Below are 26,048 nucleotides of genomic sequence, written 5' to 3'. Positions count from 1 at the left end.
GAGGAGAGAGCATTATGCCATTCGTACATGTCGAATTAGTAGAAGGTCGCAGTCCGGAACAATTAGAAAATATGATGAAAGATATCACGGAAGCTGTTCATAAAAACACGCAGGCACCAAAAGAACACATCCATGTCATCATCAATGAGATGAAAAAAGGAACATACGGTGTAAATGGGGAATGGAAAAAATAAGTTTAGTTTCCCACTTGATTTTTCTATTTATTAGTGGTTAAATAAACACATAATTGATTGATGAGAAAGCCAACTGAATTTGAGAGTCTTCGATAAGAGAGGAAAAGCTAGGCTGAAACTTTTCCAGGAGAAAACCAAAGGATGACCACTTTCGAAACCCTTGTTGAAGCAAGGGCGGTCGGACCGTTACAACGCTTGAGGAACGCATTTGCGTTTGAACATTAGGTGGAACCACGAACTTTTCGTCCTAGTATCTCTTTTCAAGAGATGCTAGGATTTTTTTGTTTTTCAGCTTGATGATCTGATCAATCAAAACATTTCAAGGAGGAAACTATTATGATAAAAATTACTTTTCCAGATGGTGCAGTCAAAGAATTTGAGTCTGGAACAACAACATTGGCAATTGCTGAAAGCATTTCAAAAAGCTTAGCAAAAAAAGCTTTAGCTGGTAAAGTGAACGGAAAACTCGTTGATTTGACTCGTCCAATCGAGGAAGATGCAAGTATTGAGATCATCACACCAGACCATGAAGATGCACTTGGCTTAGTCCGTCATTCAGCAGCTCATTTGATGGCCCAAGCCATGCGTCGCCTCTATCCAAATATCCACTTTGGCGTTGGACCAGCTATCGATTCAGGGTTTTACTACGATACAGATAATGGACAAAACCAAGTAACTGCAGAAGATTTGCCGGCAATCGAAGCAGAAATGATGAAAATCGTCAAAGAAAATCTGCCAATCGAACGCCGTGTTCTTTCAAAACAGGAAGCATTAGAAATTTTTGCAAGTGATCCGTACAAAGTAGAACTGATTAGTGAATTGCCAGAAGAAGAAGTGATTACTGCTTATCAACAAGGCGAATTCATCGATTTGTGTCGTGGACCACATGTTCCATCCACTGGCCGTATACAAGTATTTAAATTATTATCAGTGGCAGGTGCTTATTGGCGTGGAAACTCAAACAATCAAATGATGCAACGTGTATACGGGACAGCCTTTTTTGACAAGAAAGCTTTGAAAGAATATATCCGTCTCCGTGAAGAAGCAAAAGAAAGAGACCATCGTAAACTAGGAAAAGAACTTGACTTGTTCATGGTTTCCCCAGAAGTAGGTTCTGGTTTGCCATTCTGGCTTCCAAAAGGGGCAACAATCCGACGCACGATCGAACGTTATATCGTAGACAAAGAAGTTAGTCTAGGTTACCAACATGTATATACACCAATAATGGGAGATGTTGAGTTGTACAAAACATCTGGACACTGGGATCATTATCAAGAAGACATGTTCCCGCCAATGGATATGGGAGATGGCGAAATGCTTGTTCTTCGTCCAATGAACTGCCCTCATCACATGATGGTCTACAAAAACACGATCCATTCTTATCGTGAATTACCAATTCGTATCGCTGAATTAGGAATGATGCATCGCTATGAAAAATCAGGTGCTTTGTCAGGTTTACAACGTGTACGAGAAATGACGTTGAATGATGGTCATACATTTGTTCGTCCTGATCAAATCAAAGATGAATTTAAACGTACGCTTGAATTGATGGTGGCAGTATATGCTGACTTCAATATTACAGATTATCGTTTCCGCTTGAGCTATCGCGATCCAAACAATACAGATAAATATTTTGATGATGACGCAATGTGGGAAAAAGCCCAAGCAATGCTGAAAGCCGCTATGGATGAATTAGAACTAGATTACTTTGAAGCAGAAGGCGAGGCAGCCTTTTACGGACCAAAACTAGATGTTCAAGTCAAAACAGCTCTTGGTACAGAAGAAACATTATCAACTATACAATTAGACTTCTTATTGCCAGAGCGCTTTGATTTGACATATGTTGGAGAAGACGGGGAAAATACGCATCGTCCAGTAGTTATCCACCGCGGAATCGTTTCTACAATGGAACGTTTTGTTGCTTATTTAACAGAAGTATACAAAGGCGCTTTTCCAACATGGTTGGCACCTATACAAGCAACAATCATCCCTGTTTCTGTTGATGCACATGGCGATTATGCTTATGAAATCAAAGAACGTTTGCAAATGAAGGGGTTGCGTGTAGAAGTTGATGATCGTAATGAAAAAATGGGCTATAAGATACGTGCCTCTCAAACACAAAAGATCCCTTACCAATTGGTTGTTGGAGACAAGGAATTGGAAGATGCAACAGTGAACGTACGTCGTTATGGAAGTAAAGAAACAGCTGTAGAAGATTTGAATATCTTTATTGATGCTATGGAAGCAGAAGTCAAAAATTACAGCAGAGAAAACTAATAGGTAAATTTCCTGTAAAAAAGTAGTAGATAGAAAACAATCCGAACAATAGATAACAGATATTCCTCAAAGACACAGATGCTCAATAGAATGGCTCATTGTCAAATGGTGTTGTTTTAATTAAATCACCTTGAGGAAACGTTTCGGCGTTTCCTCTTTTTTTTGTTATTAAATAATCTCACAGAGATTTTGTTGGATCAAGACTCGCATACGCAGATGTCGAAACGTCCGAAAGCCAAACGCGATGCGTTTAATGACCTTGATTAAATTGTTTTTCCCTTCCAATTTGCCGTTAGAATAGGGATATTTCAAAGCATTGATGATGCCTTTTTTATATTTGTTTAACGAAAGAATCGCTTTTTTAAATCCTTTATCCAATGATACTGGTAATGTGTCGATCAACTCGAAGAAGGCAGTAAAATCTTTTGTTTCCAAAGCAGCCAACAATTCCTGATAGACTTCATAACTTTCACGTAAGTGCTTATCGATTGAGAGCAGATAGTCTAGGACCTCTGATTCGGTCACGTATTTCCGTTGGAAAAGCGGAAATTGTCGAAGAGAAGTATAGTTGATTTTTGTTTCTTTCTTCAAGATCGTTCGCCAGTATTTTTTTAATTTACGATAATCTTTCATTGCTTTAGGATTGTTTTTCTTTAACTGGTTCATGGTTTGGATTCGTTGCTTATTGAAGGCACGAGTCAATTGTTGGACTATGTGGAACCGGTCGATCGATACACAGGCATTCGGAAAAAGAGCTCGTGTCACTACGTGATAAGAAGCATTCATATCCATTACGATATGAGTCACATTTTGCCTTGCTTTTAGGGTGAAGCGTTGGAAATAGGCGGTTAATTTAAAGTTTCTCCGATCATCTAAAATATCAAAAATCATTCCAGTGTCGGCATCACTGAGAATAAAGCACATCGCGCCTTCACAATCTTTGGTTCCTTTGAATTCATCAATCATCAAATGTTTCGGTAAGTAAGCAGGTTTTAACTGTGGTTCTTCAAAGAAAGAGTCTAGTACGCGTTCGACCGTTTTGGTCGATACAAAGTATCGAGCCGCAATATCTTTCATGGAGATCTTCTTCTTTAAATCAATAGCGATCGCAAATTTCAATGGTTGCGAAAGATAGCAGTTTTCAGCGACATAATCAGTTTTGGCTGTAAATGTGTGTCGACAATGTTTACAATAAAAGCGCTGCTTGAATAAACGAAGATAAGAAGGAACTTCTTGATAAGGAATCAGCTGGATCAAGCTCTCTTTATACGAATGATAAATCACTGTTTCAAAGCCGCACAGTTCGCAGTGGTGCGGTTTATAAGTCAATATTCCCGTAAAGACATTGGCCATTCGGCCATGGACCCGTTCTTTGGTCAGCGCATCTTTGGGAAAAGCGATGTTTGAATCTTTGATATTTAACAATTCTTTGATCATTTGGTCTGTATTTTCATCTTTTATTTTGATATTCTTAGGTAAAGACATTTGGATTCTCCTTCTATAAGTGGTTCAGCGACTTAATTATAGAGGAATCAAATGTCTTTTTGTTATAAAAAAATATTTGGTGTCCTTACTCGATTTGAGTAACAACACCAAATATCATAGAACCAATAGAATCTGTGGGATTGATAGGATAAGATATTCTGTTGGGCGGATTGTTTTTTTGTTTTTTATCCAGTATACGACCGTGAATAAGGGTCTGATATGGTATACTTACATAGACTATCATTAAAAGGGTGGAGGAACTTATGAGCGTAATTAGTCGTATTGAAAGTATGATGGAAGATTATTCTTCAGCAGAAAAAAAGTTGGCCAACTACATTATCGGTAATATTGAGAAGGTCCCTACAATGACAGCTAATGAATTAGCAGAAGCTTCCGGGTTGAGTGCGCCGACAGTTGTACGTTTTTCCAAAAAAATCGGTTTTCAAAGTCTGACGGACTTCAAAATCACGATTTCAACAGAACTACAGACTGGAATCGATGAAGGTTTTAGTGATATAGAAGCAAATGAGTCCTTTTACTCTATCAAAAACAAACTTGGTAACAATGCACAAGTAGCGATAAAAGAAACAGTAGATATTCTAGAAGAAGAAACGATCCAAAAAGTCGTAGAGTGTTTGGAATCGGCAGAGACTGTTTTTTTATATGGGGTTGGCGCCTCTTCTTTAGTAGTAGAAGATATTCTGCAAAAATGGTCTCGTGTCGGTAAGCCAATCATTTTTGAAAAAGATATCCACGTCTTGCTCCCGCAACTTGTCAGCAATGAGAAAAAGAAAGTGCTTTGGCTTGTTTCAAACTCAGGTAGAAGTGCAGATGTAGTCGCATTAGCCGAGCTGGCGAAAAGCATGAATATCGAAATCATTGCGTTGACGCAATTTGGAAATAACCCGCTTAGCAAGATAGCCGATGTACTCGTACAAACATCTAGACCAAAAGAAATCACGAATCGAAGTGCGGCAACTAATTCACTTTTGGCCCAATTTGCTACGATCGATATCATTTTTTATTTCTATATGGCTAAAAACGAAAAGCTTAGCGAAAAAGTGAAAAAAACACGAGAAGCAATCCAAGAATATTTTATGGATTCGAAATAAAAACCTTACTATTTTTTATATAAGTTTTTTAGAATAACAAAACGTAGTTTTCCACAAATAAATGATCCATCAAAGTGTTTCACGACTTAAGAAAACATAATTTTCAAAAATAAGTTTATTTTTTAATGAAAAAAATAGTTGGATATGTAACTTTAAGTGATTGCTGTGAAACAAAAAGTTGATTTTATCTTGAAATTAGGTAAAGAATTTCTTGCTCCGCCCATTTTTTCTTTTTTATTAAGAAGTTTTTGGGTACAATGAAGCATGAATGTAAATAGGCGGAAGGATAGGAAATGATGAAAGATTTTATGAAAAAAATATTAAATACTTCTTGGTTAGAAAAAATAAGAAAAGGTGCACAAGAACCTAAGAACAAAACGTTTCGCCGGTCCCATGTTCCTTTTCGCTTAAATTTTCTTTTTTTCATTATATTTACGTTATTTGTTGCGTTGATTGCTAGATTGGGTTATTTGCAGATCGTGAACGGCGAAGAGATGGAGGCGCGAGTGAAGTCTACTTCTACGATTACGGTCCAAGAAAGTACTCCTCGCGGAATGATCTACGACTCCACAGGAAAAGCTTTAGTTACGAATAAAGCGAATCAGGCCATCACATATACGAGAGGAACACAAGTTACGGCTAAAGATTTGCTTGAAATCGCAACGAAGCTGAACTCGCTGATCGATGTTCCGGTAGATGAAAATCTGACAGATAGAGATAAAAAAGATTTTTGGCTGGCTGACCCCAAACATTTGAAAGAAGCCACAAAAAGACTTTCGGCAAAAGAAAAGCAATTAGGGAACAGCGAACAATATAGTGCGATGGTCAATAAAGTCACAGCTGATGAGATTAATTTAAACGAGGAGCAATTAAAAATTGCTACCATCTTTAAACGGATGAATAGTGCATATGAATTAAACACTGTCTATATCAAAAACTCTGGTGTTACTGATCAAGAGTTAGCTGTTGTGGCAGAACGCGCTTCTGAACTTCCAGGAGTTTCGACTGGCACAGACTGGACACGAGAATATAATGCAGCAAGTTCACTGAAAAGTATTCTTGGCAGTGTGACGACTGAAAAGCAAGGACTTCCAGCAGATGAAGCAGAGAAATACCTAGCAAAAGGTTATTCTCGGAATGACCGTGTAGGACAAAGTTATTTGGAAAAACAATATGAAGATGTCCTGCAAGGAACCAAAACCCAATATGAAGTTTCCCTTGATAATGAAGGAAATGTTTCGAATCAAAAAGAAATCTTCTCTGGGGAAAAAGGTTCTAATTTAATGTTATCTATGAATGCAGAATTCCAATCAAAAGTAGAAGAAATTTTGAAAAGGAATTATCAAACATTGATCAACAACGGCAAAGCACAGTATTCGCCTGGTGCTTATGCAGTGGCTATGAATCCTCAGACAGGAGAAGTGCTAGCAATGACTGGTTTCAGTCATGAACAAGGTTCCAAAGAAATCACCGAGAATGCTTTAGGCACGATTACTAGCGCCTTTGCTCCAGGGTCTGTAGTCAAGGCTGGTACTTTAACAGCAGGCTGGGCAAGTAACGCGATCAGCGGAAATCAAGTTTTGATTGATGAGCCGATTCGTCTGCAAGGTGCTTCAGAAAAAAGCTCTGTCTTTAATCGAAGCGGACAAGTTGCTCTTGATGCAGTCAAAGCATTGGAATTGTCTTCTAATACGTATATGATCAAAGTGGCGTTAAAGATGTTAGGACTAGACTATACACCTGGAATGGGACTACCTAGTTTAGATGAAGAAGCTAAAGCTTATCAGCAATTGAGAGACTCTTTCAAAGAGTTTGGTCTTGGTACAACGACTGGGATCGATTTGCCGAATGAATCTCCTGGGATCTCACGTTCTGTTGATTATATGAAGAAGTTCAATGCGGATAATGGCAAAGAATGGTATACTCCAGGTAACTTTACCGATTTGGCATTTGGACAGTTTGACACATATACACCAATCCAATTAGCTCAATATGCTTCAACAGTCGCTAATGGCGGGAAACGAGTACAGCCGCACCTAGTCAAAGCGATCTATGGCAATGACGAAAATGGAAACTTGGGTGAAGTGAAGAAAGAAATTGGCACAACAGTAGAAAATACGGTCAATATTTCTGCAGAAAATATGGCGATCCTCCGTGAAGGATTCCACCAAGTTGTCCATGGTACCGATCCTTACACAACAGCCAAACCATTAGCCAGTGCGAAAATGGACCTTTCCGCAAAAACAGGGACTGCAGAAACGGTTGCGGAAGGTCATCCAGATATTACGACAGTCAATAGTAATATCGTGGCATACGGACCAACAGACAATCCGGAAATTGCCATCAGTGTTGTCTTGCCGAACTTATTAGACGAACAAGACCACATGAACTTGACGATTGCTAAAGAAATAATGGACGCGTATTATGATATGTTCATGGCAAAATAAAAAAGAGGTCGTGAAAAAGCCGCTTAGTTTCGAGTATGAAGAAAAATTTTGTGAAAATAGCTTCTCACATTTTTGCTTAAATTTGACTTCATACCGAGAAACTGGCTTTTGAACACCGTTTACTCGGCAAAAAAGGTTGTGACAAAAATTGTCACAACCTCTTTTTTGTGGAATCTAATTCTCTATTATAGTTTAAGTAGTTTTTCCAGATAAACAGCTAAACCGTCTTCTTGATTGCTCAAAGGAGTGACATCATTTGCAATGCCTTTGAGTTGATCAGTACCGTTAGCCATAGCTACTCCCCAACCTGCATAATCCAACAATTCCAAATCATTATGCTCGTCACCAAAGGCAATGACGTCTTTTTGATCGATAGACAGGTAGTTAGCAATCTCTTGCACGCCTTTTGCTTTTTGGATTCCTTTTGAAACAATCTCTAAGATGGCAGTAGGTCCACCCCATGTCCGAACATCGACATAACTGCCAAATTGACGTGTTAATTCAGCAGATACAGCTCCTGCAAAACGTTTGTCTGTTCGGACAAGCAAAGATGTAGGATTTGTCGTCAAATTTTTAGGAGAAAGCAAATTCTTCTCTCCTGGACGAGAAGAAGCAAAAATTTTTTCATCAAAGAAATCAAAACTGTCAATAAAAAAAGTATCACGATTTTCAGCAGCGATAAAATCTAAATTTAGCTGCTTTTTTTGCGATAAGATTTCAAAAGCGATTTCACGATTGATCAACGTTTCTCTTTCACCATCCCAGTGCTGATTAGGGATGTGTACTAATGCGCCGTTAAAATTAACCATCGGTGTTGTTAATTCTAATTGTTGGTAAAACTGATGGCTCATTCGGAATGGGCGTCCTGTAGCAATACTGACATGATGACCGGCATTGATTGCTTTTTTCAGAGTCTCTTTTGTTTTAGATGTAATCATCGAATCTTGATTGAGGGTAGTTCCGTCCAGATCGATGGCAATTAATTTTTTATTCAATAAGGGTCCTTCCTTCCTCAACTAGCATTTGTTTTAGTCTAGCATATTTTAGGTAATTAACAAGAGCAATCAGCTATTCCTAACAAAAACTGCAGTTATGGCTATATAAATAGCTAAACATAAGCTAAACACGAACGTTAAGTATTATTTTCGCTTTTTTTGTTAAAAAAACGTTGAAAAGCGAATGAAACGTCTATATAATTTGAAATTGTTCGATGGATTTGCCCTATTTTACTTATTTTTTATTATTATAGTTTTCCATCAGAAAAAAATTCAGGGAGTGGAACTTTTTATGGAAAAGTTTTTCGGTTTAAAGAAAAACAATACAAATGTATCAACTGAAATAATGGCGGGAGTAACGACATTCTTTGCCATGAGTTATATCTTATTCGTAAATCCGACGATTTTGTCAGCATCAGGTATGCCCTTCCAAGCAGTATTTCTAGCGACAATCATTGCATCGATTATTGGTACGCTGGTAATGGGATTGTTCGCAAATGTACCATATGCTCAGGCACCTGGTATGGGATTGAACGCATTTTTCACTTTTACGGTCGTTTTTGGGCTTGGTTATTCTTGGCAACAAGCCTTGGCAATGGTGTTTATTTGCGGATTAATCAATATTTTTATTACTGTCACAAATATTCGAAAAATGATTATTCGGGCGATTCCCGAAAGTCTTCAACATGCGATTGGTGGCGGGATCGGTATTTTCGTTGCGTATGTCGGAATCAAAAATGCAGGATTCTTATCTTTTTCAGCAGACCAGTCAGCTATTTCGAGCTCTGTCGTTGAAGGCGGAAAAGCGACAAATGTTACGATAAATGGTGGAATCGTCCCTGCGTTAGCCAACTTTGACAACGCTCCTATCTTATTGGCTGTGATTGGTTTGGTACTGACAGCCATTTTAGTTGTAAAAAATGTCCGTGGGGCTATTCTTATCGGTATCGTAGCGACCACAGTCCTTGGTATTTTTATGGGTGTTGTTGATTTAAGTTCCATTGATTGGCAAACGAATTCGTTAGGTAATTCATTTAAAGAATTAGGAACAACTTTCGGTGCAGCATTTGGTTCTGAAGGCATGCAATCTTTATTCAGTGATTCTTCCAAGATTCCTCAAGTATTGATGACGATCATCGCATTCAGTTTATCTGATACTTTCGATACGATCGGAACATTTATCGGTACAGGACGCCGCACAGGTATTTTCTCAAAAGAAGACGAGATCGCGTTGGAAGATGGTCGTGGGTTCAAAACAAAAATGGATAAAGCACTATTTGCCGATGCGATCGCTACTTCTGTGGGGGCTATCTTTGGTACATCGAATACAACAACTTATGTCGAATCTGCAGCTGGGATCGGGGCCGGTGGACGTACTGGTTTGACTTCAGTAGTAGTGGCAGTGCTATTCGCATTAAGTAGTTTATTCTCTCCACTGATCGCCATTGTACCAAATCAAGCAACTGCGCCAGCATTGATTTTAGTTGGAGTAATGATGATGGCTTCTTTTGCAGACATCAAATGGCTAGATATGGAAGAAGCTTTACCGGCCTTCTTTGCATCGATCTTTATGGGATTGTGCTATAGCATTTCCTATGGGATTGCAGCAGGATTTATTTTCTATACAATTGTGAAAGTAATCAAAGGAAAATACAATCAAGTTTCTGTTGCTTTGTGGATCGTTGATATTTTATTCATTATCAACTTCATCATTCTAGCAACAATTTAACTAAAGAGAAGGGATTGGAACAGTATTTGTTCCGATCTCTTTTTGTTTTACATAAAAAGAACGTTACATATAAAATGATCTTTGCGGGATTTTTCTCTTTTTACTGGCGAGATCGTTGCTTGTTTATTCGAAAATAGGTATGATAAAAGAGACGAAAGAGGGATGATAGATGGAGATTAATTGGAGAAAAAATTTAGTGATTGCGTGGATTGGCTGTTTTTTCACTGGTGCAAGTATTAGTTTAGTTATGCCATTCATACCAGTTTATGTCGAGCAACTAGGAACACCAAAAGACCAAATCGAATTGTTTTCAGGACTAGCAATCTCTGTGACTGCTTTTGCGTCTGCCGTGGTTGCACCAATCTGGGGGAATCTAGCTGATCGAAAAGGACGAAAACTCATGATGATCCGTGCAGCAGCAGGGATGACATTAACAATGGGATCTTTGGCTTTTGTACCGAACGCGTATTGGCTTTTGATCATGCGGTTTTGGAATGGGATTTTGTCTGGATATATTCCAAATGCCACAGCGATGATTGCTTCACAGGCACCTAGAGAAAAGAGCGGATGGGCGTTAGGAACATTGTCTACCGGAGCGATTGCTGGAAATCTGATCGGACCTTCAATGGGCGGTGCACTGGCTCAGTGGTTTGGTATGGAAAATGTATTCTTGATCACAGGGGCTTTGTTGATGATCACAACGGTGCTGACCATCTTCTTAGTCAAAGAAGATTTCCATCCAATCGAGAAAAAAGATCTGATAAGCACCAAAGAAATTTTTTCAAAAATGGATCATCTCTCTATTTTGATCGGTCTCTTCATTACGACCTTGATTTTACAGATAGGAATCACTACGATCAGCCCTATTTTGACCTTATATATTCGTGAATTGAGCGGAAGTACAGAAAATATCCTTTTTGTCAGCGGCTTGATTGTTTCGATAGCTGGTGTTTCCGCTGTCTTTTCTTCACCGAAACTAGGAAAACTAGGGGATAAGATTGGGAATCAAAAAGTTCTAATTGGAGGACTCATTTTATCATTTTGCTGTTATTTACCTATGGCATTCGTCACTACACCGCTCCAATTAGGTATACTTCGCTTTGTTTTAGGCTTTTCAACTGGCGCTTTGATGCCTTCTGTCAATACACTGATCAGTAAGATTACGCCTCAAGAAGGAGTCAGCCGAATCTATAGCTACAATCAGATGTTTAGCAACTTTGGACAAGTTTTAGGTCCCATGCTAGGATCGACAGTCGCGCATGCTTATAATTACAGTGCTGTTTTTATTGTGACAAGTTTGTTTGTTCTGTCAAATATTCTTCTTTCTTTATTCAACTTTCGTAAAGTTCTTCGCAGCAGATTATAATGGTGGTGAGGAGCAGAAAATAAAAAAGAGCTTGAGATATCTCAAGCTCTTGGCTGTTTTTTTACGAATGGGCAGAGGTTTCTTTTCTTGGCGCAACTGCACCAATCAAAAGGATAATGACACCCGCAATGAATGAAATGATTGTTGTCAAAGTAAAATCATATGTTCCGCTTGTTAATGCAGCACCAATATAACCGACTACTTGACCTAGAACGACAGCCCAGAATAATGTAACGATATATCGCATAAAGAACACCTCTTTTCTATCTTAATTTTACCAGATTTTCTTTGAATGTAAAGAAACGAGACCAAATCTCAATAAAATTTGAGTTCTTACGAAAGAATTCATTCCTACAGATTACAAGCAAGCAAATGAAGTGGAATAATCAACTTCAGCGCCTGCTATCTTAATGAAAGTAAAAGGATCAAACCTTTTAACGCTAGTGAATTTTAACGAAAAAAAAGGCGGAATGCAAGATGTTTTTCCCACAACTTTATACAATTACTTCTTATTCTCTTTTACAAAGTACGATACGTATTCGAGAATATGTACAAGAAGCAAAAAAACAAGGCTACACTTCATTAGCCATAACGGATAAAGATGTCTTATACGGTGCACCTGAATTCTATCGTATTTGTGTAGAAGAAGGAGTACAGCCAATCATTGGATTACATCTTAGTTATACTTATGAAGAAAAAAATTATGGCTTGCTTGCGTACGCAAAAGATGAAATAGGTTATCAGCAGCTGATGAAACTTTCCAGCCGAAAAATGATCCAAGAAAAATTGGAACTTGCAGAAATGACAGAAACCGACCATCTAGCGTTTGTTGTTCCGGCAAATCATTCTGTTTCTGAGGCTTTCAATAAAGAGGATAACTTTTTCGGTCATTGGCAGTTTTTACTTGAAAATGTTTTTACTAGAAATTTTTATATCGGCTTGACAGAAAACACGCCTGATCAATTGCCTGAATGGTATCAGTATGTGATAAAAGAAAATTATTCGCTTTGTGCATTACATCCCATCGCTAGTTTACAACAAGAAGAACTTTTTGCACTTGAAGTGATGAAACATATCAAAGATGGAAGCCAAATACCTTTAGAAAATTTATCTGCATCTTTACCACTAACAGCAAATGGCTATCTTCTTTCAGAACAAGAAATGATCAAACGATTCGAAAAAGCGGGTCTTTCCCAAGCTGTAATAGGCGCCCAGCGTTTAGCTGAATCGATTTCATTTGAATTCCAGTTCCATCAGAAATTACTTCCGCATTATCCAGTTCCTAATGGAAAACAAGCTGGAGAATATTTAAGAGAGTTATGCTATTCGCAAGTGGAACGCCGAATCACTGATTATACAAAGGAATACCAAGAACGTTTGGACTACGAGTTATCTGTCATCCATCAAATGGGATTCGATGATTATTTCTTGATCGTATGGGATGTAATGGCTTTTGCTCATAGAAACAAAATCGTTACCGGTGCAGGTCGTGGTTCTGCTGCGGGTTCATTAGTAGCCTATGTGTTAGAAATCACAGATGTGGATCCATTAGAATATGATTTGCTGTTCGAACGCTTTTTAAACCCCGAACGCTTTACGATGCCAGATATCGATTTGGATATTCCTGACAATCGACGTGAAGAAGTATTGAATTATGTTCGAGAAAAGTATGGACAATATCATATGGCACAAATCGCAACATTTGGCACAATGGCAGCAAAAATGGTTCTTAGAGATGCAGCTAGAGTGTTTGGTTTATCGCAAAGTGAAGCAAACCGCTGGTCAAAAGCAATACCCAATCAATTGAAAATCACATTGACCCAAGCTTATAAAACTTCGCATCAATTAGTAGAATTAGTTCAGGCAAGCGAAAAAAACCAACTTTTATTCAAAACTGCAGTGATTTTAGAAGGATTGCCAAGACATGTTTCGACTCACGCAGCAGGTGTAGTTATCAGCGATAAGAATCTACTTGAACTAGTTCCGCTCCAACGCGGTTCTGATGAAGCTTTTCTGACCCAGTATACGATGAATGAGGTAGAAGCAATCGGTCTTTTGAAAATGGACTTTTTAGGACTACGCAACTTATCGATTATTGATTTTACTTTGAAAGCTGTTAAGCGAGTAGAAGGGTATGAGATCCGATTAAAAGAGATCCCGCTAAATGATGCAAAAACGCTGCTCTTGTTTCAACGAGGCGAAACCTCAGGAGTATTTCAATTTGAATCTGCTGGTATCCGGAACGTTTTACGAAGATTAGGTCCAGAAAACATCGAAGATATTGCCGCAGTCAATGCATTGTATCGACCAGGCCCTATGCAAAATATAGATACCTTCATTGCCAGGAAGAAAGGAAAAGAAGCCATTCGCTACCCAGATGATTCACTGATCCCGATTTTGAAAAACACATATGGAGTGATCGTCTATCAGGAACAAATCATGCAGATCGCCTCGACTATGGCTGGATTTACATTAGGGCAGTCAGATATTCTGCGACGGGCAGTGAGTAAAAAGAAAAAAGACGTATTAGATGAAGAAAAGTCGCATTTTGTATCAGGAGCATTACAACAGGGATATTCGGAAAAAACAGCAGCGACCGTATATGAATATATCGAAAAATTTGCAAACTATGGATTCAATCGGTCACATGCATTTGCTTATTCATTCGTGGGATTCCAAATGGCGTATCTAAAAGCCCATCATCCAGGTGCTTTCTTTACCAGCCTGATGAATTCTGTTCGGCATAACACATCAAAATTGAAAGAATATATTGCAGAAGCACGTAAAAATAAACTCAAACTTTCCTCGCCGTCCATTAATCAAAGTAATTCCAGTTTTGAGTTGGTCAATAAGGAAGAAATCAGATTCGGACTGACAGCGATAAAAGGTATTCGGCGTGATTTTGTAGAAGATATATTAAACGAAAGAAAACAAAATGGCCCGTTCCAGTCAGTGGATCAATTCCTCATACGGATCGATAAGCGTTGGCTGAAATTAGAGTTACTGCAATCACTGACAGCAGTAGGCGTTTTTGATGAATTATCTCCTAACAGGAAACAATTGATGCTTGATCTCGAAGGAAAAATCCAAAATATCGTTTACAGTGGTGGAAGTCTTGACTTGCTGGGAATCATGGCATTAAAAGAAGAAGAAGTCGCTGACTATACACTAGAAGAACGCTTGAAGCTGGAAGAGGAGTACTTAGGTATTTATTTGTCAGGTCATCCTGCAGAAGGGTTTGATCGTCTTCGTTTAGCTAAACAAGTTCAGCTGATTACAGATATCGTCCCTAATCAACCAGTCAATTTATTAGTGATGATCAAGGAAGTTAGAGAAATTCGGACAAAAAAAGGAGAACTGATGGCCTTTGTTGAAGGAACCGACAGTAGTGGAGAAATTTCTGTCACAGTTTTTCCAACTCTTTATCGTAAATATCGTAATTTGTTTGCCGTTGATCGAGTGATCTTTGTTCAAGGGCGGAGCGAAATCAGCAAATATAATCAGGAACTGCAACTAATTGGAGAAAGCTTTGCTGATCCTAACCAGTTAGAAGCCCAGTATCCTTCACAAACTTGCTATTTGCGTATTACAGAAGAACGGGAAGATCCCGAGATAATGAAACAATTACAAGTGATTTTTCAGAAACACCCAGGATATATACCAGTAGTTATGTATCACGAAAAAACGCAACGAAAAGTAGTTCTGTCAGATGCTTATTGGGTGGATGACAGCAAGAGTATAAAGGGGCAACTTATTTATCTGCTTGGCGAAGATAATGTGGTTTTCAAATAACTTACGGTAAAAAATACTACTTGCTTTCATTTTTTTTCATTTTTTTATCCGTAAATCAAGACAAGTGAGAAAAATAATGTTAGAATGTTAGTCGTGGTTAACGCAAAAATGGTTGTAAACCTAAGTCATACTTAGGATAAAGTATTTTAATGAGGTGAATGTTTATTATGAAACGCATCGGAATTTTGACCAGTGGCGGAGACGCACCTGGAATGAATGCAGCTGTTCGTGCCGTTGTTCGTAAAGGTATTTACGAAGGACTGGAAGTATACGGGATCAATTATGGTTTTGCCGGTTTAGTTGCTGGAGATATTCGTCGTCTTGATGTGGCAGATGTAGGTGACAAGATCCAACGTGGTGGTACATTCTTGTATTCTGCACGTTATCCAGAATTTGCAACTGAAGAAGGTCAATTAAAAGGAATCGAACAATTGAAAAAATTCGGAATCGAAGGTCTAGTGGTTATCGGAGGAGACGGCTCTTATCATGGCGCAATGGCTTTGACAAAACGCGGTTTCCCAGCAGTAGGTATTCCTGGAACAATCGATAATGATATTCCTGGGACTGATTTCACAATCGGTTTTGATACAGCAATCAATACAGTACTAGAATCAATTGACCGTATTCGTGACACAGCGACTTCTCATGTTCGTACATTCGTTATCGAAGTAATGGGACGCAATGCAGGAGACATCGCTTTATGGTCAGGTGTGGCTGGCGGAGCGGATGAAATCATCATCCCAGAACATGATTTTGATATGGCTTCAGTTGCTAAAAAAATCCAAGAAGGCCGCGATCGCGGGAAGAAACATTGCTTGATCATCTTGGCTGAAGGTGTAATGGGCGGAAATGAATTCGCTGAGAAACTTTCAGAATTTGGTGACTATCATACACGTGTATCTATCTTGGGACACGTTGTCCGTGGTGGAGCACCAAGCGCACGCGACCGCGTGTTGGCAAGTAAATTCGGTGCTTACGCTGTCGAATTGCTTCAAGAAGGAAAAGGTGGATTATGTGTCGGTATCCATGACAACGAAATCGTTGCGTCTGACATCATTGATACACTTGAAAACAACAAACATAAACCAGACTTATCACTATATGATCTAAATAATTCACTTTCATTTTAAGAGTGAAAGAAACCAAGCTATTTAAGCTGTGTACAGCTTTAAATAAACAAAATTGAATGGGAGAGTTTTTTAAATGAAAAAAACCAAAATCGTTAGTACATTAGGACCAGCAAGTAACTCAGTAGAAATTATTTCTCAATTGATTGAATCTGGGGCAAATGTCTTCCGCTTTAACTTTTCTCATGGTGACCATGAAGAACAATTATCACGTATGACTATGGTCCGTGAAGCAGTTAAAAAGACAGGAAAAGATGTCGGTATTCTTTTAGATACAAAAGGAGCTGAAATCCGTACAACTGTTCAAGGCACAACAGAAGCTGATTTTGGTCGTGCAGGATACATCAAATTTGAAGTAGGAGATCAAACACGCATCTCTATGGATCCTGAACATGTAGGTTCAAAAGAAAAAATCGCGGTTACTTACCCAGGATTATTTGACGATGTTCACGTTGGTGGACACATTTTATTTGATGATGGTTTGATCGATATGCAAATCATTGAAAAAGACGAAGCAAACCGTGAATTAGTCGTAGAAGTTAAAAATGCAGGTATGCTAGGATCACGTAAAGGGGTAAATGCACCAGGCGTTTCTATTAGTTTGCCAGGTATTACTCCAAAAGATGCTGACGATATTCGTTTTGGTTTAGACAACGATATCGACTTTATCGCTGCAAGTTTTGTACGTAAAGCACAAGACGTTCTAGATATCCGCGAAATCTTAGAAGAAAAAGACATGACTCATGTTCAAATCTTCCCTAAAATCGAATCTCAAGAAGGTATCGACAACATTGACGAAATCATCAAAGTTTCTGACGGTGTTATGATTGCCCGCGGAGATATGGGTGTTGAAATCCCAGCTGAACTAGTACCAATGGTTCAAAAACGCATCATCAAAAAATGTAATGCTGCTGGTATCCCAGTTATCACTGCTACACAAATGTTAGAATCAATGCAAGAAAACCCACGTCCAACACGTGCGGAAGCTTCTGACGTTGCTAATGCTGTATTTGATGGCACAGATGCAACAATGCTATCTGGTGAATCTGCAAACGGGGACTACCCAGTTGAAGCTGTTTCAACAATGGCACGTATCGACCAAGAAGCTGAAAATGCATTATCAGAATTAGGTACATTCCAATTGAACGAATTCGATAAAACAGATGTAACTGAAACAATCGGTTTATCTGTAGCTCGTGCTGCAAAAAATCTAGGCGTGAAAACAATCGTTGCTGCAACTGAATCAGGATACACTGCAAAAATGATTTCAAAATATCGTCCAGATGCAGATATCTTGGCTGTTACTTTTGACGAACGCACAAAACGTGGTTTGATGTTAAACTGGGGCGTTTACCCAACAGTTGCTGAAAAACCATCAACAACTGATGAAATGTTTGAACTAGCAGCTAAAAAAGCTGTTGAATTAGGTTTCGCATCAGAAGGCGATTTAATCTTGATCACTGCTGGTGTACCAGTTGGTGAACGCGGAACAACTAACGTGATGAAAATTCAAATGATTGGTTCTAAATTATTAGAAGCTCAAGGCGTTGGACAAAAATCTGTCGTTGCAAATGCAGTTATTGCTTCATCTGCTGAAGAAGCTGTAAAAAAAGCAAAAGACGGAATGGTTCTAGTTGTACCATCAACTGACAAAGAATATATGCCTGCAATCGAAAAAGCAGCTGCTGTTATCGTTGAAGAAGGCGGATTGACTTCTCACGCTGCAGTTGTAGGAATTGCACAAGATATTCCTGTAATCGTTGGTGCTAAAGGCGCAACAACAACAATTACAGAAGGTGAATTGATTACCGTTGATTCACGTCGCGGCATCGTTTACCGTGGCGAAACAACAGCTATCTAATTTAGCTTAATAAAAAATAAAAACAGCTCTTCTTTTACGAAGAGCTGTTTTTTTGTGCTGTAACGAATTCATGGATAACTTGGACTACTTGTTCTTGAAGAGGCGTGACGATCTGCTGTGTTCGTTTTGCCAATGAAATCAAGAAGCGAGGCTGAACTTCATCTGAAAGAGGGAGGCAAACTAAATGATCTTCAGGATGGACAGCAATCTCTGCCAAAAAACCGATACCCACATTTTCTCGGACCATACTCTTTAAAATCGTCAAGTCATTGCTTTGATAAACAACTTTTGGATGAGTATGTGTTTGTTTAGAAAGCTTAGTGAATGCTGCGGGGTGGACATAATGTTCGTTCAATAGTACAAACTGTTCATCTGCTATATCTTTGAAAGAGACAGTATCCTGCTTGGAAAGAGGATGTGTAGGTGGCACGACGATCATGAAACGTTTGTCCAAAAGTAACTCTGTTTCTAAATATTGATCCACGATTGGCTGTGTTGAGCCTAATACAGCTAAATCGATCCTCCCTTGTCGGATCATCCCGTATAAGTCCCGAGAGCCTCCATCGGTAATCTCAATTTGATTCATCAATTCATGCTTGATAAAGTAACTTGACAGTTTAGGAAAGTATTCATTGCCGATAATAGGAGGCATGCCAAAACGAAGCTTTTTCTTTTGCAACTGAGTGATTTCAGCTCTTGCAGTAGAAATCTCTTGGAGAATGGTTTGTGCATGGAGAAACAGCTGCTTTCCAGAAGGCGTGACGATTAATTCGTGATGCGATCGATCTCTTGTAATAAGTACGGTGTCAAACTCTTTTTCAAGACGTTGTAATGCATATGTAATAGTAGGTTGGCTCACACGGAAATAATTAGCCACTTTCGTAAAATTTTTTTGTTTGACGATTTGGACATAGTATTCGATATCTTTCGTGTTCATGAAGATCATCCGCTCCTTTAATGGAATAATGATTATTGTAAATGATTCTGAGGATGATAGCAAACAGAGGCTTTCTAATAAAGATTTTTCTGTTTTTTTATGAACTGCAAGGTGTCAAGAAAATTTCATTGACAACATGCTTTTTGCCCTGTATAATTGCTTTTGTTGCTTAGGAGTGATGAAAAATGAAATGGTCTTTATTGGAATTGAGAAAATACCAGGAGACACCGTTAACTTTTCATGAGACGCTCGACTTGAAAGCCGCTCTCATGAAGCGAGACAATTTAATACTTGATGTTGCGCCAGTGGAAGTCGAAGGTTTGGTCTCAGTTGATAAGAAAGGCTATATCGTTCATTACACTGTGCAGACGACTTTGACAGTTCCTTCAACACGTTCACTAGAACCTGTTGAACTGCCCATGGATTTTTCTGTAGACGAAGTATTCATGACAGAAGAACAATTCCAAAGTAGAGATGAACAAATGTCTGCGGATGAGATTTTGCTAATTGAAGGTCCATTATTGAATTTAGCAGAGTCGATTGAAGACAACATCTTATTGGCGATTCCAATGCGGGTATTGACAAAAGAAGAGGAAGCAGCAACAGAACTTCCAAAAGGCAATGATTGGGAAGTTGTTTCCGAAGAAGAATACCAGCGCAGAAAAATGGAAGAAGCCGAGAATAAAATTGATCCTCGTCTTGCAAAACTATCTGAACTTTTTGATTCTAAATCAAAAGACGACGATAACAAGTAAGATTGGAATATATTGTGTCTAATTTAGATACAAGACTTTACAAGGAGGTGTAGCAAAATGGCAGTACCAGCTAGAAGAACATCAAAAGCTAAAAAAGCAAAACGTCGTACACACTACAAATTGACAATCAAAGGGTTAAACGAATGTCCAAACTGTGGTGAAATGAAAAAAAGCCATCACGTATGTGCAAATTGTGGTTACTATGATGGTAAGGACGTAATGTCAAAAGAAGCTTAATACATTTTAATTAGAAAATGTAAAACCTCAAGGCTAACCATGGAGCCTTGAGGTTTATTTTTTTGTAGTCGGTAAATAAAAAATATGTTGTTCTTTAGTTTGCAATGTAGCCGTGTTAAGCTATAATGTAAGAGATTAGGGAGAAATCCCGTATGTAGGAGGAGTTCATATGTCAAAACAACAAATCGGCGTTGTCGGTATGGCCGTTATGGGTAAAAATCTAGCCTTGAACATAGAAAGCCGCGGCTATTCAGTGGCTTTATTCAATCGTACAGGGGCTAAAACAACCGCTGTAGTAGAAGAACACCCAGATAAAAATTTCAAAGCAACATATACAATCGAAGAATTTGTAGAATCTATCGAGAAACCACGTCGGATCTTGCTAATGGTCAAAGCAGGACCGGCAACAGATGCAACAATCCAAGAGTTACTTCCTCACCTTGATAAAGGCGATATTTTGATTGACGGAGGAAATACATTCTTTAAAGATACGATGCGTCGTAATGAAGAATTAGCCAACTCTGGCATTAACTTTATCGGTACAGGCGTTTCTGGTGGTGAAGAAGGAGCTTTAAAAGGACCTTCAATCATGCCTGGTGGACAAAAAGAAGCCTATGCGCTAGTTGCACCAATCTTAGAGCAAATTTCTGCAAAAGCAGAAGACGGAGCACCATGTGTCACATATATTGGCCCAAATGGAGCCGGACATTATGTAAAAATGGTACACAACGGTATTGAGTATGGAGATATGCAACTGATTGCTGAATCTTATGACTTAATGAAGAATATTTTAAACCTTTCAGTAGAAGAAATGGCTGATATCTTTAAAGAATGGAATCAAGGCGAATTAGACAGCTATTTGATAGAAATCACTGCTGACATTCTGACACGTAAAGACGATGAAGGAACAGGTAAACCAGTAGTAGATGTGATCCTTGATGCAGCTGGGAATAAAGGAACAGGTAAATGGACAAGCCAAAGCGCGCTTGACTTAGGTGTGCCACTTCCATTGATCACTGAATCTGTATTTGCCCGCTATATTTCTGCTTATAAAGAAGAACGCGTACAAGCAAGTAAAATTTTGTCTCGTACGAACGATTTTGAGTTCACGGGAGACAAAAAAGAATTGGTCGAAAAAATCCGAGAAGCGTTGTATTTCAGTAAAATCATGAGTTATGCCCAAGGATTTGCTCAATTACGTGTCGCTTCAAAAGAATTTGATTGGGACTTGCCATTTGGTGAAATCGCAAAAATCTGGCGCGCTGGATGTATCATCCGAGCTCGATTCTTGCAAAAAATTACGGATGCCTATGACAAAAATCCTGAGATCGAAAATTTATTGCTAGATGATTACTTCGTTGAAATCACGAAAAAATATCAGCAATCAGTCAGAGACGTCGTTGCCTTGGCTGTCCAAGCTGGCGTACCTGTACCGACTTTCTCATCAGCCATCGCTTACTTCGATTCATACAGAGCAGAACGTCTGCCTGCAAATATAATCCAAGCCCAACGCGATTACTTTGGCGCACATACCTATGAACGTGTCGACAAAGAAGGAATCTTCCATTACTCATGGTACCATGAAGAATAATAGTCTTTCGGCTGTTAGGAAATGAGAAAATAAAAAGAGGACGAAAGAGCTGAAGTCGATTGTTATGAGTAGACTTCAGCTCTTTTTTAAAATTGCTATCCATGATAAAATGACTATAGATTTTTAAGCATATTATCGGTATAATGATAGAGTTTTTAAAAAGCCAGTAGAATAGAAAGGATAAAATAATAAATGAGCAATATTCTAATCATTGAAGATGAAAAGAACTTGGCACGATTTGTCGAGCTAGAGTTGAAGCATGAAGGGTATAACGCAGAAGTCCACTACAACGGCCGAACTGGTTTAGATGCGGCATTAAATAATGAGTGGGATGCCATATTGTTGGATCTGATGCTCCCAGAATTGAACGGTTTAGAAGTCTGCAGACGTGTACGCCAAGTCAAAAATACACCAATCATTATGATGACTGCAAGAGATTCTGTGATCGATCGTGTATCTGGACTTGACCACGGAGCAGATGACTACATCGTCAAACCATTTGCTATCGAAGAATTATTAGCACGTCTTCGTGCATTGTTGCGTCGAATCGATATTGAAGGCGATAAAAATGTGGCTAAACAAACTACTATTACTTATCGCGATTTGACTATCGAAAAAGAAAACCGTGTCGTACGTCGCGGAAATGAAGTAATTGAACTAACAAAAAGAGAATACGAGTTGCTGCTTACTTTAATGGAAAACGTGAACGTGGTATTAGCACGTGACGTTTTACTAAATAAAGTGTGGGGATACGAAACAGAAGTTGAAACAAACGTAGTGGACGTATATATTCGTTATCTTCGCAACAAAATTGACGTTCCCGGGGAGGAAAGCTATATCCAAACTGTACGCGGAACAGGTTATGTGATGCGCTCGTGATAAAGCCGAAAAAATCGGAAAAAAGAGAACTGAAAGGGCCCTCCTTGACAATCAAGTGGGCCTTTGCGAGTTCTTTCTTCATATTCGTTGTGTTTACAATTTTCGCTGTCATTACCTATAAATCATCTATCAATCTGATTGTGGCAAAAGAAAGAAACAATGTAGAGCGTACGATTTCAGAAGTAGCTTCTCGTTTGGCTAACTCGGATGAAGAACTGACATTAGTAAATACGTATCGTAATCTGACGAAAGCGACAAATGACGGAGATGAGGTCGTAGATCATACTTCACTGGTCGAAGGAAACTTAATGAAGATCGATTCCTTTATAGCTGAGCTAGGGCAGCCATCAATGGATCTTTATGTTTATGATTTGGACGAGAACTTGATTTTTAAAACCCATGAAAACAGTCGAAACCTGATTCAGACTACACGTAAAGTTCCAACGATCGTTACACTAGAAGGAAAAACTGGCTTTTTATCTATCCAGCCTATATATTCTAAAGGTACAAGAGAAAAGATCGGCTATGCGCAAAGCTTCTATGAATTATCTTCTTTCTATGATATTCGAAATAAGCTATTATTGACTCTTATTGTTTTAGAAGTTGTTTCTTTGATCTTAAGTAGTATTTTAGGTTTCTTTTTATCTTCTTATTTCTTAAAACCACTCAAGGTACTCAGAGATACAATGGATACTATACGTAAAGATCCGCAATCAGATATCCACATGCCTGAAATCGACACAAATGATGAATTGGCAGATTTAGCTGAAATATTCAATGAGATGCTTGACCGTATGCGTTTGTATATTGAACAACAAGAGCAATTCGTGGAAGACGTATCTCATGAGTTAAGGACACCTGTTGCAATTATTGAAGGGCATCTTAGTCTGCTAAATCGTTGGGGGAAAGATGATCCTGAGATATTAGAAGAATCATTAAGCGCCAGCATGCAAGAAATCAGCCGTATGAAAAGCTTAGTTCAAGAGATGCTAGACTTATCAAGAGCAGAACAAGTAGATGTTCATTATGCGAATGAAACAACTAAAGGAAAAGAAGTCACCTATCAAGTTTATAATAATTTCAAGATATTATATCCAGACTATGTGATCACTTTAGATGATGATTTGACAAAAGAAGTGACCCTGCAAATTTATCGTAATCACTTTGAACAATTAATCATTATCATATTGGATAACGCAGTAAAGTATTCAACTACACGAAAAGAAGTCCATATCTCTATTTCTTCCACTCTGAATGAATTTGAGATCGCGATTCAGGACTTTGGCGAAGGAATACCCAAAGAAGACCTTAATAAGATCTTCAATCGTTTTTATCGAGTGGATAAAGCAAGAGCTAGAACGAAGGGTGGAAATGGTCTGGGGTTGTCTATCGCTAAACAACTGGTTGAAAACTATAAAGGACGTATCTTAGCAGAAAGTGTAGTAGGGCAAGGGACAATTTTTAGAATCTTTATTCCTATCGCAAAGGCAGAAGACAAGTAAAGCATGTGCTTTACTTGTTTTTTTATATATCCAACAAAGAATAAGGTACAAAATACAAGCAAGTGAGAAATTCAGGGATGTCATTATAAAAAAAACTAGCGAACAATTAAATAGAATAACATCCGTTAATTAAATGTAAGTAGCTTTTAGATGAACGAAAAAACAATAAAATGCTGTAATATTCGTGTTTAAAAATAATAAATAAAAATAGGGAATTTTCTATTGCAATTTTATAAAGAGATTGCTATATTATTATTTGTTCTAAATGATTCCTTTAAGGTGTCGCTAAAAATTATAAAAAATAGTGTTGACGCACTTTTGATGTCATGTTATAATAACGAAGTCGTTTGGATGAGATAGCTAATAAAGCTTGATTTTATCGAAAAAAACTTCGAAAAAGTTATTGACAAATAACAATAAAGATGATATGATAATCAAGTCGCTGCTAATGAGTGACAAAGACGTTTAGAAAAAATAAACAAAGAAGTTGTTGACATTCTCTTCTGAATCTGATAAGATTAAAGAGTTGTTGAAACAAAAAGATTAGACCTTTGAAAACTGAACAAAGTAAGACAAACCAAATGTGTAGGGCGTCTTGATTCAATTCAAGACAACAAACATTTTTAACAAGCAAGCAATATGCTAGCAAACAAATTGAGCTTAACAATCGCAAGATTGTTCGAACTTTTTATGAGAGTTTGATCCTGGCTCAGGACGAACGCTGGCGGCGTGCCTAATACATGCAAGTCGAACGCTTCTTTTTCCACCGGAGCTTGCTCCACCGGAAAAAGAGGAGTGGCGAACGGGTGAGTAACACGTGGGTAACCTGCCCATCAGAAGGGGATAACACTTGGAAACAGGTGCTAATACCGTATAACAATCGAAACCGCATGGTTTTGATTTGAAAGGCGCTTTCGGGTGTCGCTGATGGATGGACCCGCGGTGCATTAGCTAGTTGGTGAGGTAACGGCTCACCAAGGCCACGATGCATAGCCGACCTGAGAGGGTGATCGGCCACATTGGGACTGAGACACGGCCCAAACTCCTACGGGAGGCAGCAGTAGGGAATCTTCGGCAATGGACGAAAGTCTGACCGAGCAACGCCGCGTGAGTGAAGAAGGTTTTCGGATCGTAAAACTCTGTTGTTAGAGAAGAACAAGGATGAGAGTAACTGTTCATCCCTTGACGGTATCTAACCAGAAAGCCACGGCTAACTACGTGCCAGCAGCCGCGGTAATACGTAGGTGGCAAGCGTTGTCCGGATTTATTGGGCGTAAAGCGAGCGCAGGCGGTTTCTTAAGTCTGATGTGAAAGCCCCCGGCTCAACCGGGGAGGGTCATTGGAAACTGGGAGACTTGAGTGCAGAAGAGGAGAGTGGAATTCCATGTGTAGCGGTGAAATGCGTAGATATATGGAGGAACACCAGTGGCGAAGGCGGCTCTCTGGTCTGTAACTGACGCTGAGGCTCGAAAGCGTGGGGAGCAAACAGGATTAGATACCCTGGTAGTCCACGCCGTAAACGATGAGTGCTAAGTGTTGGAGGGTTTCCGCCCTTCAGTGCTGCAGCTAACGCATTAAGCACTCCGCCTGGGGAGTACGACCGCAAGGTTGAAACTCAAAGGAATTGACGGGGGCCCGCACAAGCGGTGGAGCATGTGGTTTAATTCGAAGCAACGCGAAGAACCTTACCAGGTCTTGACATCCTTTGACCACTCTAGAGATAGAGCTTCCCCTTCGGGGGCAAAGTGACAGGTGGTGCATG

Annotated in this window: 18 protein-coding genes and 1 rRNA gene (1 of these 19 running past the window's edge); 15 read left to right on the top strand and 4 right to left on the bottom strand. The window is 38.9% G+C overall.

Features of this window, described 5'->3' with window-relative positions:
* The first annotated feature begins 14 nt into the window (after nucleotides 1–14).
* Together IGL70_RS08650 and thrS are read left to right on the top strand one after the other, a co-directional pair.
* The gene (locus IGL70_RS08650; protein WP_002287649.1) at nucleotides 15–194 is read left to right on the top strand and encodes a 2-hydroxymuconate tautomerase; all 180 of its coding nucleotides are present in this window, start codon (nucleotides 15–17) and stop codon (nucleotides 192–194) included.
* Between the two features lie 336 nt (nucleotides 195–530).
* Nucleotides 531–2,471: a threonine--tRNA ligase gene (gene thrS / locus IGL70_RS08645; protein WP_002287651.1), complete on the top strand. Its 1,941-nt coding sequence runs from the start codon at nucleotides 531–533 to the stop codon at nucleotides 2,469–2,471.
* A 168-nt stretch (nucleotides 2,472–2,639) separates the two neighbouring features.
* On the opposite strand, the gene IGL70_RS08640 is transcribed toward thrS, so the two are convergent.
* Nucleotides 2,640–3,956: an ISL3 family transposase gene (locus IGL70_RS08640; RefSeq protein ID WP_104770650.1), complete on the bottom strand. Its 1,317-nt coding sequence runs from the start codon at nucleotides 3,954–3,956 to the stop codon at nucleotides 2,640–2,642.
* 263 nt (nucleotides 3,957–4,219) lie between these two features.
* On the opposite strand from IGL70_RS08640, the gene IGL70_RS08635 reads away from it, so the two are divergent.
* Both IGL70_RS08635 and IGL70_RS08630 read left to right on the top strand, forming a co-directional pair.
* Nucleotides 4,220–5,068: a MurR/RpiR family transcriptional regulator gene (locus IGL70_RS08635; RefSeq protein ID WP_002287653.1), complete on the top strand. Its 849-nt coding sequence runs from the start codon at nucleotides 4,220–4,222 to the stop codon at nucleotides 5,066–5,068.
* 293 nt (nucleotides 5,069–5,361) lie between these two features.
* Nucleotides 5,362–7,515, top strand: coding sequence for a peptidoglycan D,D-transpeptidase FtsI family protein (locus tag IGL70_RS08630; protein WP_002287654.1), 2,154 nt, complete (start codon nucleotides 5,362–5,364; stop codon nucleotides 7,513–7,515).
* 185 nt (nucleotides 7,516–7,700) lie between these two features.
* Here the strand turns inward: IGL70_RS08630 and IGL70_RS08625 are convergent, their stop codons facing one another.
* On the bottom strand, nucleotides 7,701–8,510 hold the full coding sequence (locus tag IGL70_RS08625) for a Cof-type HAD-IIB family hydrolase (protein WP_002296740.1): 810 nt from the start codon (nucleotides 8,508–8,510) through the stop codon (nucleotides 7,701–7,703).
* Between the two features lie 292 nt (nucleotides 8,511–8,802).
* On the opposite strand from IGL70_RS08625, the gene IGL70_RS08620 reads away from it, so the two are divergent.
* Nucleotides 8,803–10,239, top strand: coding sequence for an NCS2 family permease (locus IGL70_RS08620; RefSeq protein WP_002295362.1), 1,437 nt, complete (start codon nucleotides 8,803–8,805; stop codon nucleotides 10,237–10,239).
* A gap of 169 nt (nucleotides 10,240–10,408) precedes the next feature.
* Nucleotides 10,409–11,605, top strand: a complete 1,197-nt coding sequence (locus IGL70_RS08615) for a multidrug efflux MFS transporter (protein ID WP_104873931.1) — start codon at nucleotides 10,409–10,411, stop codon at nucleotides 11,603–11,605.
* A gap of 61 nt (nucleotides 11,606–11,666) precedes the next feature.
* Here IGL70_RS08615 and IGL70_RS08610 read toward each other — a convergent pair whose 3' ends face one another.
* Nucleotides 11,667–11,852, bottom strand: coding sequence for a YjzD family protein (locus IGL70_RS08610; RefSeq protein WP_002295359.1), 186 nt, complete (start codon nucleotides 11,850–11,852; stop codon nucleotides 11,667–11,669).
* A 230-nt stretch (nucleotides 11,853–12,082) separates the two neighbouring features.
* Between IGL70_RS08610 and dnaE the strand changes: the two genes are divergently transcribed.
* The 3 genes from dnaE to pyk all read left to right on the top strand — a co-directional run bounded on the left by dnaE (nucleotide 12,083) and on the right by pyk (nucleotide 18,385).
* Nucleotides 12,083–15,397 (top strand): DNA polymerase III subunit alpha, encoded by a 3,315-nt coding sequence (gene dnaE, locus IGL70_RS08605; RefSeq protein ID WP_002325491.1) that lies wholly within the window; start codon nucleotides 12,083–12,085, stop codon nucleotides 15,395–15,397.
* Nucleotides 15,398–15,564: 167 nt separating this feature from the next.
* Nucleotides 15,565–16,527, top strand: a complete 963-nt coding sequence (gene pfkA, locus IGL70_RS08600; RefSeq protein ID WP_002304759.1) for a 6-phosphofructokinase — start codon at nucleotides 15,565–15,567, stop codon at nucleotides 16,525–16,527.
* 73 nt (nucleotides 16,528–16,600) lie between these two features.
* Nucleotides 16,601–18,385 carry a pyruvate kinase gene (gene pyk / locus IGL70_RS08595; protein WP_002295355.1) on the top strand — a complete coding sequence of 595 codons (1,785 nt, stop codon included), beginning with the start codon at nucleotides 16,601–16,603 and terminating at the stop codon, nucleotides 18,383–18,385.
* 34 nt (nucleotides 18,386–18,419) lie between these two features.
* Here pyk and IGL70_RS08590 read toward each other — a convergent pair whose 3' ends face one another.
* On the bottom strand, nucleotides 18,420–19,322 hold the full coding sequence (locus IGL70_RS08590; protein WP_002295354.1) for a LysR substrate-binding domain-containing protein: 903 nt from the start codon (nucleotides 19,320–19,322) through the stop codon (nucleotides 18,420–18,422).
* A gap of 185 nt (nucleotides 19,323–19,507) precedes the next feature.
* Between IGL70_RS08590 and IGL70_RS08585 the strand changes: the two genes are divergently transcribed.
* The 6 genes from IGL70_RS08585 to IGL70_RS08560 form a co-directional block, all read left to right on the top strand.
* Nucleotides 19,508–20,077 carry a YceD family protein gene (locus IGL70_RS08585; protein WP_002295352.1) on the top strand — a complete coding sequence of 190 codons (570 nt, stop codon included), beginning with the start codon at nucleotides 19,508–19,510 and terminating at the stop codon, nucleotides 20,075–20,077.
* Between the two features lie 57 nt (nucleotides 20,078–20,134).
* Nucleotides 20,135–20,314: a 50S ribosomal protein L32 gene (rpmF, locus tag IGL70_RS08580; RefSeq protein ID WP_002290970.1), complete on the top strand. Its 180-nt coding sequence runs from the start codon at nucleotides 20,135–20,137 to the stop codon at nucleotides 20,312–20,314.
* Nucleotides 20,315–20,483: 169 nt separating this feature from the next.
* On the top strand, nucleotides 20,484–21,905 hold the full coding sequence (gene gndA / locus IGL70_RS08575) for an NADP-dependent phosphogluconate dehydrogenase (protein WP_002295350.1): 1,422 nt from the start codon (nucleotides 20,484–20,486) through the stop codon (nucleotides 21,903–21,905).
* A 192-nt stretch (nucleotides 21,906–22,097) separates the two neighbouring features.
* Nucleotides 22,098–22,784, top strand: a complete 687-nt coding sequence (locus tag IGL70_RS08570) for a response regulator transcription factor (RefSeq protein WP_002290973.1) — start codon at nucleotides 22,098–22,100, stop codon at nucleotides 22,782–22,784.
* Nucleotides 22,781–24,286, top strand: a complete 1,506-nt coding sequence (locus IGL70_RS08565; RefSeq protein ID WP_002298265.1) for a HAMP domain-containing sensor histidine kinase — start codon at nucleotides 22,781–22,783, stop codon at nucleotides 24,284–24,286. Before IGL70_RS08570 ends, IGL70_RS08565 begins: the two co-directional genes overlap by 4 nt.
* Nucleotides 24,287–24,972: 686 nt before the next feature.
* A 16S ribosomal RNA gene (locus tag IGL70_RS08560) occupies nucleotides 24,973–26,048 on the top strand (it continues 485 nt past the right edge of the window).

The organism is Enterococcus sp. DIV0901a, assembly GCF_051711525.1.
Taxonomy (GTDB): domain Bacteria; phylum Bacillota; class Bacilli; order Lactobacillales; family Enterococcaceae; genus Enterococcus_B; species Enterococcus_B faecium.
The sequence above is the reverse complement of the archived record's forward strand: the minus strand, read 5'-3'. Positions and strand labels throughout refer to the sequence as shown.